The sequence below is a fragment of the Streptomyces sp. NPDC055400 genome (assembly GCF_053644375.1).
On sequence record NZ_JBSHLM010000018.1, the window covers coordinates 92,938 to 107,718 of the forward strand.

Consider the following 14,781-nt stretch of genomic DNA (forward strand, 5'->3'; position numbering starts at 1 on the left):
CGCGCCGCGTCAGCCGGGAAGCCCCGCGCCGTCGTCCCCCGAGGCGGCGGCGCGCAGCCGCCCGTACTCCTCGGCCATCGTCGCAGCCGTCCAATGCGCGTTCAGACCACTGGGGTTGGGCAACGCCCACACCCGGGTCCCGCCGATCATCCGCTCCTGCGGGCCGATCCTCGCCTTCGGCTCCCCGAAGGCCGACCTGTACGCCGTCACGCCCACGACCGCGAGCCAGCGCGGCCGCAGCCGTTCCACCTTGGCGGTGAGCAGACGGCCGCCGTCGCGGTACTCCCGCGCGCTCAGCTCGTCGGCCCGCGCCGTGGCCCGCGCGACGACGTTCGTGATCCCGAGCCCGTACGACAGGAGTTCCTCCTGCTCTGCGGGGGCGAGCCGGCGGGGCGTGAACCCGGACAGGTGGAGCACCGGCCAGAAACGGTTGCCGGGGCGCGCGAAGTGGTGGCCGGTCGCGGCCGTCATCAGGCCCGGGTTGATCCCGCAGAAAAGCACGGAGAGGCCGCTCGCGACCACATCGGGAACGATGCGGTCACGGGCGGCCTCCAGGTCCGCGGGGGTAAGGGGGGCCCTCCCTGCTCGAGCGGAGCCGAGAGCTTGGGGGCGGGTCAGAGGATCGCTCCGGGCGCGTAACCGGCGGCCTCCGGGTGCTGCTTGACGATCTCCTCGACGCGCGCGACGACGGTGGCGACCTGGTCGCTCGCGGCGCCCGTGAACGACAGCTTGTCGGCCATCAGTTCGTCGAGCCCGGCGCGGTCCAGTGGGATCCGGGAGTCCGCGGCGAGCTTGTCGAGCAGCTCGTTGCGCTCGGCGCCCTGCTCGCGCATGGCCAGCGCCGACGCGACGGCGTTCTCCTTGATGGCCTCGTGGGCCTCCTCGCGGCCGACGCCCGCCCGCACCGACGCCATCAGGACCTTCGTCGTGGCGAGGAAGGGCAGGTAGCGGTCCAGCTCGCGGGCGACGACGGCGGGGAACGCGCCGAACTCGTCGAGCACCGTCAGGAACGTCTCCAGGAGACCGTCGAGCGCGAAGAACGCGTCCGGCAGGGCGACGCGGCGCACCACGGAGCAGGACACGTCGCCCTCGTTCCACTGGTCGCCCGCCAGCTCACCGGTCATCGACGCGTAGCCGCGCAGGATGACCATGAGGCCGTTGACGCGCTCGCAGGAGCGGGTGTTCATCTTGTGCGGCATCGCGGACGAGCCGACCTGGCCCGGCTTGAAGCCCTCGGTGACGAGCTCGTGCCCGGCCATCAGACGGATCGTCTTGGCGGTCGAGGACGGCGCGGCCGCGAGCTGCACGAGCGCCGTGACGACCTCGTAGTCGAGGGAGCGCGGGTAGACCTGCCCCACCGAGGTGAACGCCTGCGAGAAGCCCAGGTGGCCCGCGATGCGCTGCTCGAGCTCGTCGAGCTTCGCCGCGTCGCCGCCGAGCAGGTCCAGCATGTCCTGCGCGGTGCCGACGGGGCCCTTGATGCCGCGCAGCGGGTAGCGGGAGAGCAGCTCCTCGACACGGGCGTACGCGACGAGCAGCTCGTCGGCGGCCGTCGCGAAGCGCTTGCCGAGGGTCGTGGCCTGCGCCGCGACGTTGTGCGAGCGGCCCGCGATCACCAGCTCGCCGTACTCGCCGGCCAGCTTGCCGAGGCGCGCGAGGACGGCGACGGCGCGGTCGCGGACCAGCTCGAGGGAGAGCCGGATCTGGAGCTGCTCGACGTTCTCCGTCAGGTCGCGGGACGTCATGCCCTTGTGGACCTGCTCGTGGCCGGCGAGGGCGTTGAACTCCTCGATGCGGGCCTTCACGTCGTGGCGCGTGACCTTCTCGCGCTCGGCGATGGAGGCCAGGTCGACCTGGTCGAGGACGCGCTCGTAGTCGGCGAGAGCGGCGTCCGGCACCTCGATCCCGAGGTCCTTCTGCGCGCGCAGCACGGCGAGCCAGAGCTGACGCTCCAGCTTCACCTTCTGTTCGGGGGACCAGAGAGTGGCGAGCTCGGCGGAGGCGTAGCGTCCGGCGAGAACATTCGGGATACGGGGCTTTGCAGGCGCAGCAGTCACGTGTACGGATTCTACTGGCGATTCGTGCAGGCCAGCGCCAGGGCCCCGTTCGTCGGAAGCTACGAGGGCGGGGCGCCCGGCGCGCGCCGCCCCCGTCTCGGCAGGTCAGCCCCGCGGAGCCTGGTACGGGAGCAGTTCGGGGCGCTTCGCCGGGCGGCCGTCGCCGGAGGAGCGGCCCGTCAGGCGGCGGCCGATCCAGGGCACCAGGTGCTGCTTGGCGAAGCGGGCGTCGGCGAGGCGGCGCGCGCCCCAGCCAGGCGGCACGGCCGGCGGGAGCACGGCCTGCCAGTCGTCCTCGGGCTCGTGGCCGAGCGACTGCCAGACGGCCTCGGCGACCCGGCGGTGCCCTTCCGGTGTCAGGTGCAGCCGGTCCACGTCCCACATGCGGGGGTCACCGAGGACGGGCGGCCCGTACAGGTCGACGACCACCGCGCCGTGCCGCGCCGCGAGGTCGTCGATGCAGGCGAACAGCTCCTCCATGCGGGGCCGGAAGCGCTCCATCACCGGGCCGTTGCGGCCGGGGCTGCGCATCAGGACGAGCTGCTCACAGGCCGGCGCCAGCTTCTCGACGGCCTCTTCGAGGAGCCCGCGCACCCGGCCCATGTCGACCTTGGGGCGCAGGGTGTCGTTGAGCCCGCCCACCAGCGTGATGACGTCGGCGCCCATCGCGGCCGCGACGTCCACCTGCTCGTCGACGATCTGGCCGATGAGCTTGCCGCGCACGGCGAGGTTCGCGTAGCGGAAGCCGGGAGCGCGGGCCGCCATCCGGCCGGCCAGTACGTCGGCCCAGCCTCGGTAGGAGCCGTCGGGCAGCAGGTCGGACATGCCCTCGGTGAACGAGTCACCGACCGTGACGAGGCTGCTGTAACTGGTGTGGTTGGCATTTTTCTGCATGGCGGAAGCGATGGTAACCCGGGCCCCGCGACACCCGGCGGGGCGCCGTGTGCCCGACGTCGGGCACACGGCGCTCAGATCACGCGGGCTGGCCGAACAGCTCCCGCAGGACGTCCTCCATCGTCACCAGACCCGCGAGCCGCCCGTCCGAGCCGAGGACCGCCGCTACGTGGGTACGGCTGCCGCGCATCGCCGAGAGGACGTCGTCGAGCGGCGTCGTCTCGCGGACGCGCGCGATCGGCCGCATGTCCGGAATCCGGAACGGCAGATCCCGCGGCGACGCGTCCAGGGCGTCCTTCACATGCAGATAGCCCACGATGCGGCGGTTGTCGTCGACCACGGGGAAGCGCGAGAACCCTGTCCGGGCCGACAGCTGCTCGAGCTGCTCCGGCGTGACGCCCACATGCGCGTAGACCACCCCCTCCAGCGGCAGGACGACGTCCCTGACCGGGCGGCGGCCCAGTTCGAGTGCGTCGCGCAGACGCTCCTGGGCGCGGTCGTCGATGAGTCCCGCGTCGCCCGAGTCCTTGACGAGACGGGCCAGCTCGTCGTCCGAGAACGTCGCGGACACCTCGTCCTTGACGTCGACGCGCAATAGCCTGAGCAGCCCGTTCGCGAAGGCGTTGACCGTGAAGATCACCGGGCGGAACGCCCTCGCGAAGGTCACCAGGGGCGGCCCGAGGAGCAGCGCGCTGCGCACCGGCTCGGCGAGCGCGACGTTCTTCGGGATCATCTCGCCGAGCAGCATGTGCAGATACGTGGCCACCGTCAGCGCGATCACGAACGAGATCGGGTGGACCAGGCCGTGCGGCACGCCGACCGCGTCGAACACCGGCTCGAGGAGATGGGCGATGGCGGGTTCGGCGACGATGCCGAGCACCAGGGTGCACAGCGTGATGCCGAGCTGCGCCGCGGCCAGCAGGGCCGACACATGCTGAAGGCCCCACAGGACGCTCTTCGCCCGCCGGTCGCCCTCGTCCGCGTGCGGTTCGATCTGGCTGCGGCGTACGGAGATCATGGCGAACTCGCCGCCCACGAAGAAGGCGTTGACGACCAGTGTCGCCAGACCGATCAGGAGCTGGATCGTGGTCATCGGTCCCCCTCCGGGGCATCGTCGGACGGCCCGGCCAGAGGCGCGTGCAGCAGGACGCGGGCCGCGCGGTGGCCCGCGGCGTCCACGACGTCGAGCCGCCAGCCGGCCACCTCGACGCTGTCGCCGACGGCCGGGATCCGGCCGAGCTCGGTCGCGACCAGGCCGGCGAGCGTCTCGTAGGGGCCGTGGGGGACGCGCAGGCCGACCCGCTGGAGCTGGTCGGTGCGGGCGGCGCCGTCGGCCGAGTAGAGGCCGCGGCCCTCGTCGTCGATGCCGGCCGGCGCGAGGTCCGGCGTTTCGTGCGGATCGTGCTCGTCCCGCACCTCGCCGACGACCTCCTCGACGATGTCCTCGACGGTCGCGACGCCCGCGGTGCCGCCGTACTCGTCGATGACGACGGCCATCGTGCGCTTCCCGGAGAGCCGGTCGAGGAGCCGGTCGACGGTCAGGGTCTCGGGTACGAGGAGCGGCTCGCGCATGAGATCGGACACGGAACGGCGGCCGCGGAGTTCGGCGGGCACGGCCAGGACGTCCTTGATGTGTGCGACGCCGACGACCGAGTCGAGATTGCCGCGGTAGACGGGGAACCGGGACAGTCCCGTGGCCCGCGTCGCGTTCGCCACGTCCTCGCAGGTGGCCTGCGCGTCGAGCGCCACGACCTGGACGCGCGGCGTCATCACGTTCTCGGCGGTCAGGTCCGCGAGGTTCAGGGTCCGCATGAACAGCTCGGCGGTGTCCGCCTCGAGGGCGCCCGCCTTGGCGGAGTGGCGGGCCAGGGCCACCAGTTCCTGCGGTCCGCGCGCGGAGGCCAGCTCCTCGGCGGGCTCGATGCCGAAGCGGCGCACGGCCCGGTTCGCGGTGTTGTTCAGGTGCGTGATGAAGGGGCGGAACGCGGCGCTGAACCAGCGCTGCGGATTCGCGACGTTCTTGGCGACGGCCAGCGGCGACGAGATCGCCCAGTTCTTGGGGACGAGCTCACCTACGACCATCAGGAAGACCGTCGACAGGGCCGTGCCGATGACAAGCGCGACCGAGGTGGCGGCGGAGCGGGAGAGCCCGAGGCTCTCCAGGGGGCCCGCGATCAGCTTGGCGACCGACGGCTGGGCGAGCATGCCGACGACCAGATTGGTCACGGTGATGCCGAGCTGGGCGCCGGAGAGCTGGAAGGTGAGGTTCCGTACGGCCTTGAGGGCACCGGCGGCACCGCGCTCGCCGCGCTCGACCGCACGCTCGAGGCCGGAACGCTCGACCGTGGTGAGGGAGAACTCGGCCGCGACGAACGCACCGCAGGCCAGCGAGAGCAGCACCGCCACGGCGAGCAGGAGCACTTCGGTCATCGGGTCACCTCCGTCCCATGATCGGGCAGGGCGGTGGGTATCGCGCGATGTCGCAGGCGCCGGGTACTGGGAGGCTCGCCCATGGGCGGACGCTCACACCTTTCTTCAGGAGAAGAAGCAGGACAACAAAAGGACAAGTGGAGCAACCATGGTAAAGGATCGGCAAAGCCGGTGCGGCCGGGGCGCCGCCGTCCCAGCTCCGGAGGGTGTCAGTCCGGACCGCGCCTGTCCGGACCGTGCCTGTCCGGAGGTGCCCGTTCGGAAGGTGTCCGTCCGGAGTGTGAGCCCGGTATGGATCAGTCCGTGAGGTGCTTGACCCAGCGGGTCCACTGCGGCTCCGGCGCGTAACCCCCGGCACGCCAGGCCTGCTGCGCGCGCTCGTTGCGGTCCAGGACCATCGCGTCGCCCCGCCGCCCACCGAGCCGTACGAACCGCTCCTCCGCCGCCGCCAGCAGCGCCGACCCCACGCCCTGCCGCCGCGCGTCCGGACGCACCGCGAGGCGGTACAGATGGCAGCGCCACCCGTCGAAGCCGGCGATGACGGTCCCCACCAGCTCCCCGTCGCGCTCGGCGAGCAGCAGCGACTCGGGGTCGCGGGCGACGAGCCGCTCCACGCCCGCGCGGTCGTCACTGATGCTCGTGCCCTCGGCGGCCACCTTCCAGAAGGCGAGGGCGGCATCGAGGTCGTCGGGCGTCGCGGCCCGTATCCGAAGATCACTCATGGGTCCGATCTCATCACCGGGCGGCCGGGCCCGTGCGCCATTTCAGGATGCGGACCGCCTCATCCCTCGCGCAGCTCCTCGATGACCGGACCGAACGCCTCCATGTACGGCTCCAGGACCGTGAGGTACGTGAATCCGTAGCGGTCGCGCTGCGCGCGCACCCGGTCGGCGATCTCGCGGACCGTGCCGACGAGCAGCAGCGGAAGCTCCAGCGCCTCGTCCTCCGTGAACTGCGGGATGTGTTCGAGGACCGGCCGGATCGCGGCCCGCCGGTCGTCGGTCACCGTGACCATCTGGATCAGCAGATTGAGCTCGGCGGGCTCCGTACGGCCCGCGGCGAAACGGTGGTAGGCGGCGACGCGCTCGTCCAGTTCCCCGGGGGAAAGGTGCTCGAGCTTCCCGCTCGGGTCGCCGGGGACGGAGCGCGCCCCGGTGAACGCCGCGATCTGTGCGTGCTCGGCCGTCAGCTTCAGCATCCGGTCGCCGTTGCCGCCGATCAGGAGCGGCGGGCGGGGGCGCTGCACGGGCCGAGGCTGATGCTCGTCCGACCCGAGCAGCCGGTCCAGCTCCTCGACGACGCGCCGCAGCCGGTCCACGCGCTCCCCGGGCGAACCCCACGGCAGCCCGGCCGCTTCGTGCTCCGCCTGTACGTACCCCGCGCCCAGGCCGAGTTCCAGCCTGCCGCCGGTGAGCGCGTCCGTGGTCGCCACCTCTCGGGCGAGGAGCACCGGATTCCAGAAGCCGGCGTTGAGGACGAACGTGCCCACACGCGGGCGCTCGGTCGCCTCTGCGGCGGCGACGAGGGAGGGGAACGGCGAGGGCACGCCCAGGTGGTCGGCGACGAGGATCACGTCGTAGCCGAGTTCCTCGGCCCTGCGGCAGCGCTTGCGCCACGCGTCGCCGGTCGCGGGGGTGACCATGTTGACGCCGAACCGGAACGCGCGACTCATGAACTCTCCTCACTCTCGGGCGAGTTGACCCAGCGGGAGTCGAACTCGGGCGAGATCACGTCGGACGAGTTGAACGGCCGGGAGACCGCATGGCGAGTACATCATTCGTGCGCGACGGCCGCCAGCACGTTCATGCGCGAGGCGCGCAGCGCGGGAAGGAGTGCCGCCGCGAGTCCCACGACGACCGAGCCGACCACGACCGCGACGATCGTCCCCCACGGGATGGCGAGCGCCTCCATGCCCTGGAGGGCCAGGACCTTGTGGATCGCGAGGCCCCACACGACGCCGAGCGCGAGCCCGAGCACCGCGCCGAACACGGCGATCACCACGGACTCCAGGCGGATCATCCTCCGCAGCTGGCGCCGGGAGAGCCCGATGGCGCGGAGCAGACCGATCTCCCGTGTCCGCTCCACGACCGACAGGGCAAGGGTGTTGACGACGCCCAGGACGGCGATCACGATCGCGAGCCCGACCAGCGCGTACACCAGGTACAGCAGCACCGCGATCTGGTCGTGCACGAGCTTCTTGTAGTCGGCCAGGTCGCGCACCTGTACCTGTGGGTACGGATCGAGGGCCTTCTCCAGACGGGCGCGCAGCACGTCCGCGCCGGTGCCGGGGGAGGCGTTCACGTACACCGCCGAGTCCTGGCCGTCGGGCAGGAACTTCTCCAGCGTCCCCATCCCCATGAACAGGCCGCCGGACATGCCGAACCCGTCCCCGCTGCCCTGGTCCGTGAGGGCCGCGACGGCGAGCCGGTCCGTGCGCCCGCCGGGCAGGTCCACCGGCACCACCGTGCCCACGCGCGCGTGGTGCTCCTTGGCGAACTCCGCGTCCATCGCGACCTTCCCGGGCGCGAGCGCGGCCGCCGAGTCGCCCTGGGAGTACGTGACGTGCGCGACGTCGTCGAGCTGTGCCTCATAGCCGGCGGCGGTCGTCTTCACGCGCTTGCCGTCCGGCAGGCGCACCGCGAGCGGCACGAACCGCTGGCGCACCACGAGCCCCGCACCTTCCGTGGCGCGGATCCTGTCGGTCACTTCTTTGGGGAAGGGCATGAAGTTGGCATTCTGGACTGTGAAGTCGGCGCCGAGGGTCTTGTCGATCTGCTCGTCGAACGACTTGCTCATCGACGCGCTCGCCACGGACATGCTCGCCACCAGGGCGAGCCCCACCATCAGTGCGGCAGCCGTGGCCCCGGTGCGCCGCGGGTTGCGCAGCGCGTTGCGCTGGCTCAGCCGTCCCGCCGAGCCGAACACGGCGGGGAAGGCGCCGCCCAGGACGCGGATCACGGGACGTACGAGCAAAGGGCCCGCGATCACGGTGGCCAGCAGCGTCAGGACGATGCCGACGATGAGGAGCAGCGAGGCGCTCGCCGTCTTCGTGGCCGCGGCGCACCCCACGAGTGCGGCCGCCCCCGCCAGGCCGACCACGGTCCCCGCCGCGGCGCGCACCCGCAGCGGCCGCCCCGCACCCGCGATCTCGGCGTCCGCGAGCGCCGCCATGGGGGAGACCCGGGACGCCCGCCGCGACGGCAGATACGCGGCCACGAACGTGACCCCGACCCCGACCGCGAAGGCCGCGACGGGTGTCCCCCAGCCGATCACCATCTCGGTCGACTTCAGGTTCATCCCGAACGCGCTCATGAGCTTGATGAGGCCGAGCGCCAGACCGATGCCCGCCGCCAGGCCGAGCACCGAGCCCACCAGGCCGAGCAGTACCGCCTCCGTCAGGACGGAGCGGCGCACCTGCCGCCGGTCGGCGCCGAGCGCACGGAGCAGTCCCAGCTCGCGGGTGCGCTGCGCGATCAGCATCGAGAACGTGTTCACGATCAGGAAGATCCCGACCAGGACCGCGATCCCGGCGAAGCCGAGCATCACGTACTTGATCACGTCGAGGAAGGAGCCGAGGTCCGCCGCGTCCGATGTCGCCTGTTCGCCGGCGGTCTTCAAGTCGTAGCCGGAGCCCAGCTGTCGGGCGATCCGTTGCTTCAGGGCGGCGTCGCTCACCCCGGGGGCCGCGTCGACGGAGATGCTCGTCGCGCGGTCCGTACTGCCGAGCAGCTTCGCCTGCGCCGTCGCCGTGTCGAGGAAGACGAGCGCGGCGCCGGGGTTGGTGGTGCGGAAGGTCGCGATGCCGACGATCCGCACGGTGAAGGAGCCCGGCCGCGCGAGGACGGTGAGCGAGTCGCCGATGCGGATGTGCTTCTTGTCGGCGGTGTCGGCGTCGAGCAGCGCCTCGCCACTGCCGCGCGGGGCGTGCCCCGAGGTCAGGCGGACCGGACTGCGGTCCGTCACGTACCAGTTGGTGGCGATGGTGGGGGCGCCGCTGGTCGGGCCGACCGATTTGTTCTTGCCGTCCACGACGGTGATGCTCTCGGTGGCGGCGTCGATCCTCGCCGCGGCGACGCCGTCGATGGACCTGATCTGCCGGGCGAGGCGGGCCGGGACGGTCTCGACCGCCCCGGTCGGCACCGACTCGCTGAGGGAGTCCTGCTTCGGATTCACCTGGACGTCGGCAGATGTGGACGCGAACAGCCGGTCGAAGGTGCGGGTCACCGTGTCCGAGAAGACCAGACTGCCCGCCACGAACGCCACCGAGAGGACGATGGCAAGCCCCGACAGGACCAGTCGGCCCTTGTGCGCGAGGAAACTCCTGAGCGTCGCCTTCAGCACAACGGCCTCTCTACGGCTGGGAGTTGTGGGGGTTTCCCCCGGTGAACAGGCGCATGCGCTCCAGGACCGCCTCCGCCGTGGGCTGCGGCATCTCGTCCACGAGGCGGCCGTCACCGAGGAAGAGCACGAGGTCGGAGTGGCCCGCCGCGCCGGGGTCGTGCGTCACCATCACGACGGTCTGCCCGAGGTCGTCCACCGCCTCGCGCAGGAACCCGAGGACCTCCAGGCCCGCGCGCGAGTCCAGGTTCCCAGTCGGCTCGTCCGCGAAGATCAGTTCCGGTCGCGAGGCGAGCGCCCTGGCGCAGGCCACCCGCTGCTGCTGGCCTCCGGAGAGCTGCGCGGGACGGTGCTTGAGCCGGTCGCCGAGGCCCAGCGTGTCGATGACCTGCTTCAGCCACTCCGGGTCCGGGGTGCGGCCCGCGATGTCCATCGGCAGCGTGATGTTCTCCGCCGCGTTCAGCGTCGGAATGAGGTTGAACGACTGGAACATGAAGCCGATCCGGTCGCGCCGCAGCCGCGTCAGCTCCCTGTCGCGCAGGCCCGTGATCTCGGTGTCCCCGAGCCAGACCTGACCCGCGGAGACCGAGTCGAGCCCGGCCAGGCAGTGCATCAGCGTGGACTTGCCCGACCCCGAGGGGCCCATGACCGCGGTGAACCGGCCGCGCGCGATGTCCACGTCGACCGAGTCGAGCGCAAGAACGGCGGTCTCGCCGGACCCGTACGCCTTGGTCAGGCCCCGGGCGCGCGCGGCGACGTCGCCCGCCTCCGCCAGGCCGTAGGGCTGTTCTGCTGCCGCTGTGGACAAGGCCGCCTCCTGGATCCCGCCGTCGTCCTGGCCGTCACGACTCCCGTGTCGCGTACGAGAGTAGTGGGGTGCGTCACACCCGCGGTATCCCTCCGAGGTCGGGCTCCCGATACGCGTGTAAGGGGCACCTTCGCCGTCTCCTTGCCGGTGCTAGCACGTCGGCGCTAGCGTGAAGTCATGGCGAAGACTCAGCTGAACGTACGGGTGGACGAGGACACCGCTCGAGCCGCGCGTGAGCGTGCGCTCGCACGCGGCGTGAGTGTGAACCGGTACATCGAGGAGCTGGTCAGACAGGACGCGGGCGAGCTCGGCCGGACGTTCGTCGAGGCAGCCGCCGACTTCATGAAGCAGTACGAATCCGTGTTCGCCGAGGAATTCGGCGCGGAGCGCGAAGGCCGACGCTGAGCCCTTGAGCGAATCGAAGAACGTGCGTATCGACCTGGCCTGGCTTCTCATGATCGCCGAACAGAAGACCCCCGGAGACCCTCAGGTGACCGACTGGGGCGCGCTCGTCGCCGCCGTCAGCCGGCACGAGGCGGAGATATTCGGGACCGCCGTCTACGACAGCCCGCACGCGCGGGCCGCGGCACTGCTCCAGCTGCTCCTCCACGTCCCGGCCCTCGAACGCTCGAACGCCATGTTCGCGTCGGCCGTCGCGTACGCCTATCTCGTCGCCAGCGGCCTGAAGGTCGCCACGTCGCCCGACCAGGTCAGGGAGCTGGCCCGCCTGGTCAAGGACGGCGGGGCGACCGTGCACGACATCGCGGAGGACCTCCGCAGATGGACCCTGTGAGCCGCCAGGGCCTGTCTTCACCTTCCCGCCTGCCCCGCGGCGCCGTCCAGGGCTACCCGGCGACGCTAGCGGCGAAGGCCCTCGCGTCCCACGTTCCGTCCAGCTCCGGTGCCAGCCAACTCGGCGCGGATGTACGGAAGTCGGGGTGTGCACCTGCCCCTTCGGGAATCGCGCCGAGGAGCTTCGTCCCCGAGACCACAGGGAAGTCGGCGAGATTGCAGCGGGCCGCGAGGCCGGGGCGCACCGGCCAGCTGCCGACGACGACGCCGAGCGGCGTCAGGTCACGGGCGCGCAGTGCCTCCGTCGTCAGGGCCGTCGAGTTGAGCGTGCCGAGCCCCGCCGCCGCGACGACGAGAACCGGCGCTCCGAGCCGCCTGGCGGCGTCCGCGAGGGTGCCCCCGTCCGCGTCGAAGCGCACGAGCAGCCCACCCGCGCCCTCGACCAGGACGAGGTCGTGCTCCGTGGCCAGCTTCGCCGCCGCGTCGGCCACCTCGTGCGGGCGGACCGGGGGGAGGCCGGCGCGCAGCGCGGCCGTCGCCGGCGCCAACGGCTCGGGGTACCGCGCCAGTTCGACGGCCGTCACCCCGCCGCCCACCAGGCGCTTCACCTCGTCCGCGTCCCCGCACTCACCGGGACCGACCCCGGTCTGAGCCGGCTTCAGGACGGCCACCGACCGCCCCGCGGCCAGCGCGGCGGCCGCCACGGCCGCCGTCGTGACCGTCTTGCCGATCTCGGTTCCGGTCCCCGTGACCACCAGTACCGTCATGCTGTTCAGCCCTCCCGCGCCGCCGCGCACACCGCGCGGCCGATCCGTGCCAGATCCTCGTCCCCCGTGATGTACGGGGGCATCGTGTACACGAGGTCGCGGAACGGCCGCAGCCACACGCCCTCGCGCACCGCCGCCCGAGTGGCGGCCGCCATGTCGATCTCGTGGTCCAGCTGTACGACGCCGATCGCGCCGAGCACGCGCACGTCGCGCACCCCGGGCAGCTCCGAGGCCGCGGCGAGCGACTCCCGCAGACCCGACTCGATCCGCTTGACCTCCGTGGCCCAGTCCTGCCCGAGCAGGAGGTCGATCGAGGCACAGGCCACCGCGGCGGCGAGCGGGTTCCCCATGAACGTGGGCCCGTGCGCGAGCACCGGCACCTCGCCGCGCGAGATCCCGTCCGCGACGCGCGCCGTGCACAGCGTCGCCGCCAGCGTCATATAGCCGCCGGTCAGCGCCTTGCCGACACACATCACATCGGGCGTCACCGACGCGTGCTCCGCGGCGAACAGCGCACCGGTCCGCCCGAACCCGGTGGCGATCTCGTCGAACACGAGGAGCACGTCGTGCGCGTCGCAGGCCTCGCGCAGGACCCGCAGATACGCGGGGGAGTGGAACCGCATCCCGCCCGCGCCCTGCACCACGGGTTCCACGATCACGGCCGCCAGCTCATGGGCGTGACGCCCGATCAGCTCGTGCAGATGATCCGCGTAGGCCTCCTCGTACGCGGCCGGCGGGGCGTCGGCGAACACGTGCTGTGGCAGCGCGCCCGACCACAGCTCGTGCATGCCGCCCTCGGGGTCGCAGACCGCCATCGGCTGCCAGGTGTCGCCGTGGTAGCCGCCGCGCCACGTCAGCAGGCGGCGCTTCTCCGGCCGCCCGAGGGAACGCCAGTGCTGGAGGCACATCTTGATCGCGACCTCGACGGACACGGAGCCCGAGTCGGCGAGGAACACATGCTCCAGACCTTCGGGCGACATGTCGACAAGGCGCTTCGCGAGCCCGACGGCGGGCTCGTGCGTGAGCCCGCCGAACATGACATGGCTCATCCGGCCGAGCTGGTCGCGCACCGCCTCGTTGAGCACGGGGTGGTTGTAGCCGTGGATCGCCGACCACCACGACGACATCCCGTCGACCAGCTCGGCACCCTCACCGCTCGCACCGCCCTCGCCGGCGAGCCGGAGCCGTACCCCGGCCGCCGACTCGACGACGAGCGGCTCCTGCCGCCCCGGCATCGGACCGTACGGATGCCAGACGTGCCGCCGGTCGAGGTCGAGCAGCTCCGCCACGGGCAGCCCCGACACCGGCAGTCCCGGCCCCTCAGGCATTGGGCGCGAGATCCGTACCGGCACCCCGGCGGCGTACGGCGACGAGGTCCGTGCGCGCCTCGGGGACCTCGGCGACCGGGGACTGCGCAGCGTCTTCGTGCGAGCCGCAGCCCTCTTCCTCATGGGAGCCGCAGCCCCCGCCGGAACCGCAGGCCGAACCCGCGCCGGAACCGCAGGCCGCCTCGGCCCCGGAACCGCAGGGCCCGCCCCGGTGCTCGGGCAGCGTCACCTGGTCGGTGCCCTCGACCTCGAACCCGGCGTCCGTGATCATGTCCAGGTCCGCCTTGCCCGCCTGGCCCTCACTCGTCAGGTAGTCGCCGAGGAAGATGGAGTTGGCGAGGTGGAGCGCCAGCGGCTGCATCGAGCGCAGGTGCACCTCGCGCCCGCCCGCGATCCGCACCTCCACGTCGGGGCAGACGAAGCGGACCATCGCGAGGATCCGCAGGCAGCGCTGCGGCGTCAGGTTCCACTCCTTGGCGAGGGGCGTGCCCTCGAAGGGGATGAGGAAGTTGACCGGCACCGAGTCCGGGTCGAGTTCGCGCAGGGAGTAGACGACGTCGACCAGGTCCTCGTCGCTCTCGCCCATGCCCGCGATGAGGCCGGAGCAGGCGGACAGACCGGCCGCGTGGGCCTTCTGCACCGTGTCGACGCGGTCCGCATAGGTGTGCGTCGTCGTGATGTCGCCGTACGTGCCCTCGGAGGTGTTGAGGTTGTGGTTGTACGCGTCGGCGCCCGCGCCGCGCAGCCGCTCGGCCTGGCCCTCGGACAGCAGACCGAGGCAGGCGCACACCTCGACGCCCTCGTTCTGCTCCTTGATCGCGCCGATGGTCTCCGACACGCGGTCGACGTCCCGGTCCGTCGGGCCGCGCCCGGACGCCACCAGACAGACCCGCTTCGCGCCGCCCGCGACACCGGCGGCCGCGGCCTTCGACGCCTCGTCGGGCTTCAGCCACGTGTACTTGAGGATCTCCGCCTTGGACCCGAGCCGCTGCGAGCAGTACGAGCAGTCCTCGGGGCACAGGCCCGACTTGAGGTTGACCAGATAGTTGAGTTTCACCCGCCGGCCGAACCACTGCCGCCGCACCTTGCCGGCCGCGGCCACCACATCGAGCAGTTCGTCGTCGGAAGTCGCCAGAACGGCGAGCGCTTCTTCACGGCTCGGCAGCTCGCGCCGCAGCCCCTTGTCCACCAGCGTGTTCAGCAGGTCCATGGCCCGATCCTGACCTACGTCCCCTGCTCAGGCCAAGGAGGCTTCGGACAACTCTGCCGGTTCGGCGTGTGGGTATTGCCACATCCTGGGTGGCTGGCTGTCCCGCTAGTGTCTGTGCACTGCCTACAAAACTGTCTACAAAGCAGCGGCGGGCACG

The 14,781-nt window shown here is 71.8% G+C and carries 14 protein-coding genes; 2 read left to right on the top strand and 12 right to left on the bottom strand.

Features of this window, described 5'->3' with window-relative positions; genetic code table 11:
* Positions 1-9 precede the first annotated feature (9 nt).
* The 9 genes from mug to ACWIGU_RS37010 all read right to left on the bottom strand — a co-directional run bounded on the left by mug (position 10) and on the right by ACWIGU_RS37010 (position 10,527).
* Positions 10-522, bottom strand: coding sequence for a G/U mismatch-specific DNA glycosylase (gene mug, locus ACWIGU_RS36970; RefSeq protein ID WP_454406044.1), 513 nt, complete (start codon positions 520-522; stop codon positions 10-12).
* 92 nt (positions 523-614) lie between these two features.
* A complete protein-coding gene (gene purB, locus ACWIGU_RS36975) occupies positions 615-2,057 on the bottom strand; it encodes an adenylosuccinate lyase (protein ID WP_266566922.1) in 1,443 nt (480 codons plus the stop codon).
* A gap of 105 nt (positions 2,058-2,162) precedes the next feature.
* Positions 2,163-2,951 (bottom strand): SGNH/GDSL hydrolase family protein, encoded by a 789-nt coding sequence (locus ACWIGU_RS36980; RefSeq protein ID WP_454406045.1) that lies wholly within the window; start codon positions 2,949-2,951, stop codon positions 2,163-2,165.
* A gap of 79 nt (positions 2,952-3,030) precedes the next feature.
* A complete protein-coding gene (locus ACWIGU_RS36985; RefSeq protein ID WP_454406046.1) occupies positions 3,031-4,044 on the bottom strand; it encodes a hemolysin family protein in 1,014 nt (337 codons plus the stop codon).
* Positions 4,041-5,381 carry a hemolysin family protein gene (locus ACWIGU_RS36990; protein WP_454406047.1) on the bottom strand — a complete coding sequence of 447 codons (1,341 nt, stop codon included), beginning with the start codon at positions 5,379-5,381 and terminating at the stop codon, positions 4,041-4,043. The genes ACWIGU_RS36985 and ACWIGU_RS36990 overlap by 4 nt, the downstream gene beginning before the upstream one ends.
* 296 nt (positions 5,382-5,677) lie before the next feature.
* Complete coding sequence (locus tag ACWIGU_RS36995; RefSeq protein ID WP_454406049.1) at positions 5,678-6,103, bottom strand: GNAT family N-acetyltransferase; 426 nt, start codon at positions 6,101-6,103, stop codon at positions 5,678-5,680.
* 59 nt (positions 6,104-6,162) lie between these two features.
* Positions 6,163-7,053, bottom strand: a complete 891-nt coding sequence (locus ACWIGU_RS37000) for an LLM class F420-dependent oxidoreductase (protein WP_454406050.1) — start codon at positions 7,051-7,053, stop codon at positions 6,163-6,165.
* A gap of 101 nt (positions 7,054-7,154) precedes the next feature.
* Positions 7,155-9,722, bottom strand: coding sequence for an ABC transporter permease (locus ACWIGU_RS37005; protein ID WP_454406051.1), 2,568 nt, complete (start codon positions 9,720-9,722; stop codon positions 7,155-7,157).
* Between the two features lie 10 nt (positions 9,723-9,732).
* A complete protein-coding gene (locus ACWIGU_RS37010; RefSeq protein ID WP_454406053.1) occupies positions 9,733-10,527 on the bottom strand; it encodes an ABC transporter ATP-binding protein in 795 nt (264 codons plus the stop codon).
* Between the two features lie 177 nt (positions 10,528-10,704).
* Here ACWIGU_RS37010 and ACWIGU_RS37015 point away from each other — a divergent pair, with 177 nt between their 5' ends.
* Together ACWIGU_RS37015 and ACWIGU_RS37020 are read left to right on the top strand one after the other, a co-directional pair.
* Complete coding sequence (locus ACWIGU_RS37015; protein ID WP_100597555.1) at positions 10,705-10,932, top strand: toxin-antitoxin system HicB family antitoxin; 228 nt, start codon at positions 10,705-10,707, stop codon at positions 10,930-10,932.
* 49 nt (positions 10,933-10,981) lie between these two features.
* Complete coding sequence (locus tag ACWIGU_RS37020; protein ID WP_356280051.1) at positions 10,982-11,320, top strand: fic family toxin-antitoxin system, toxin component; 339 nt, start codon at positions 10,982-10,984, stop codon at positions 11,318-11,320.
* A 52-nt stretch (positions 11,321-11,372) separates the two neighbouring features.
* On the opposite strand, the gene bioD is transcribed toward ACWIGU_RS37020, so the two are convergent.
* Genes bioD through bioB form a run of 3 tightly spaced genes read right to left on the bottom strand, consistent with a single transcriptional unit; the run spans position 11,373 to position 14,624 of the window.
* A complete protein-coding gene (bioD, locus tag ACWIGU_RS37025; RefSeq protein WP_454406054.1) occupies positions 11,373-12,086 on the bottom strand; it encodes a dethiobiotin synthase in 714 nt (237 codons plus the stop codon).
* A gap of 5 nt (positions 12,087-12,091) precedes the next feature.
* A complete protein-coding gene (locus ACWIGU_RS37030; RefSeq protein WP_454406055.1) occupies positions 12,092-13,414 on the bottom strand; it encodes an adenosylmethionine--8-amino-7-oxononanoate transaminase in 1,323 nt (440 codons plus the stop codon).
* The gene (gene bioB, locus ACWIGU_RS37035) at positions 13,407-14,624 is read right to left on the bottom strand and encodes a biotin synthase BioB (RefSeq protein WP_454406056.1); all 1,218 of its coding nucleotides are present in this window, start codon (positions 14,622-14,624) and stop codon (positions 13,407-13,409) included. The genes ACWIGU_RS37030 and bioB overlap by 8 nt, the downstream gene beginning before the upstream one ends.
* Positions 14,625-14,781: the final 157 nt, after the last annotated feature.

What these genes read in the sequence shown, in the direction of transcription:
- ACWIGU_RS36980 (WP_454406045.1), bottom strand. Translation starts at nt 2,951, where the DNA reads ATGCAGAAAAATGCCAACCACACCAGTTACAGCAGCCTCGTCACGGTC.
- ACWIGU_RS36985 (WP_454406046.1), bottom strand. Translation starts at nt 4,044, where the DNA reads ATGACCACGATCCAGCTCCTGATCGGTCTGGCGACACTGGTCGTCAAC.
- ACWIGU_RS36990 (WP_454406047.1), bottom strand. Translation starts at nt 5,381, where the DNA reads ATGACCGAAGTGCTCCTGCTCGCCGTGGCGGTGCTGCTCTCGCTGGCC.
- ACWIGU_RS36995 (WP_454406049.1), bottom strand. Translation starts at nt 6,103, where the DNA reads ATGAGTGATCTTCGGATACGGGCCGCGACGCCCGACGACCTCGATGCC.
- ACWIGU_RS37000 (WP_454406050.1), bottom strand. Translation starts at nt 7,053, where the DNA reads ATGAGTCGCGCGTTCCGGTTCGGCGTCAACATGGTCACCCCCGCGACC.
- ACWIGU_RS37015 (WP_100597555.1), top strand. Translation starts at nt 10,705, where the DNA reads ATGGCGAAGACTCAGCTGAACGTACGGGTGGACGAGGACACCGCTCGA.
- ACWIGU_RS37020 (WP_356280051.1), top strand. Translation starts at nt 10,982, where the DNA reads ATGATCGCCGAACAGAAGACCCCCGGAGACCCTCAGGTGACCGACTGG.
- bioD (WP_454406054.1), bottom strand. Translation starts at nt 12,086, where the DNA reads ATGACGGTACTGGTGGTCACGGGGACCGGAACCGAGATCGGCAAGACG.
- ACWIGU_RS37030 (WP_454406055.1), bottom strand. Translation starts at nt 13,414, where the DNA reads ATGCCTGAGGGGCCGGGACTGCCGGTGTCGGGGCTGCCCGTGGCGGAG.
- bioB (WP_454406056.1), bottom strand. Translation starts at nt 14,624, where the DNA reads ATGGACCTGCTGAACACGCTGGTGGACAAGGGGCTGCGGCGCGAGCTG.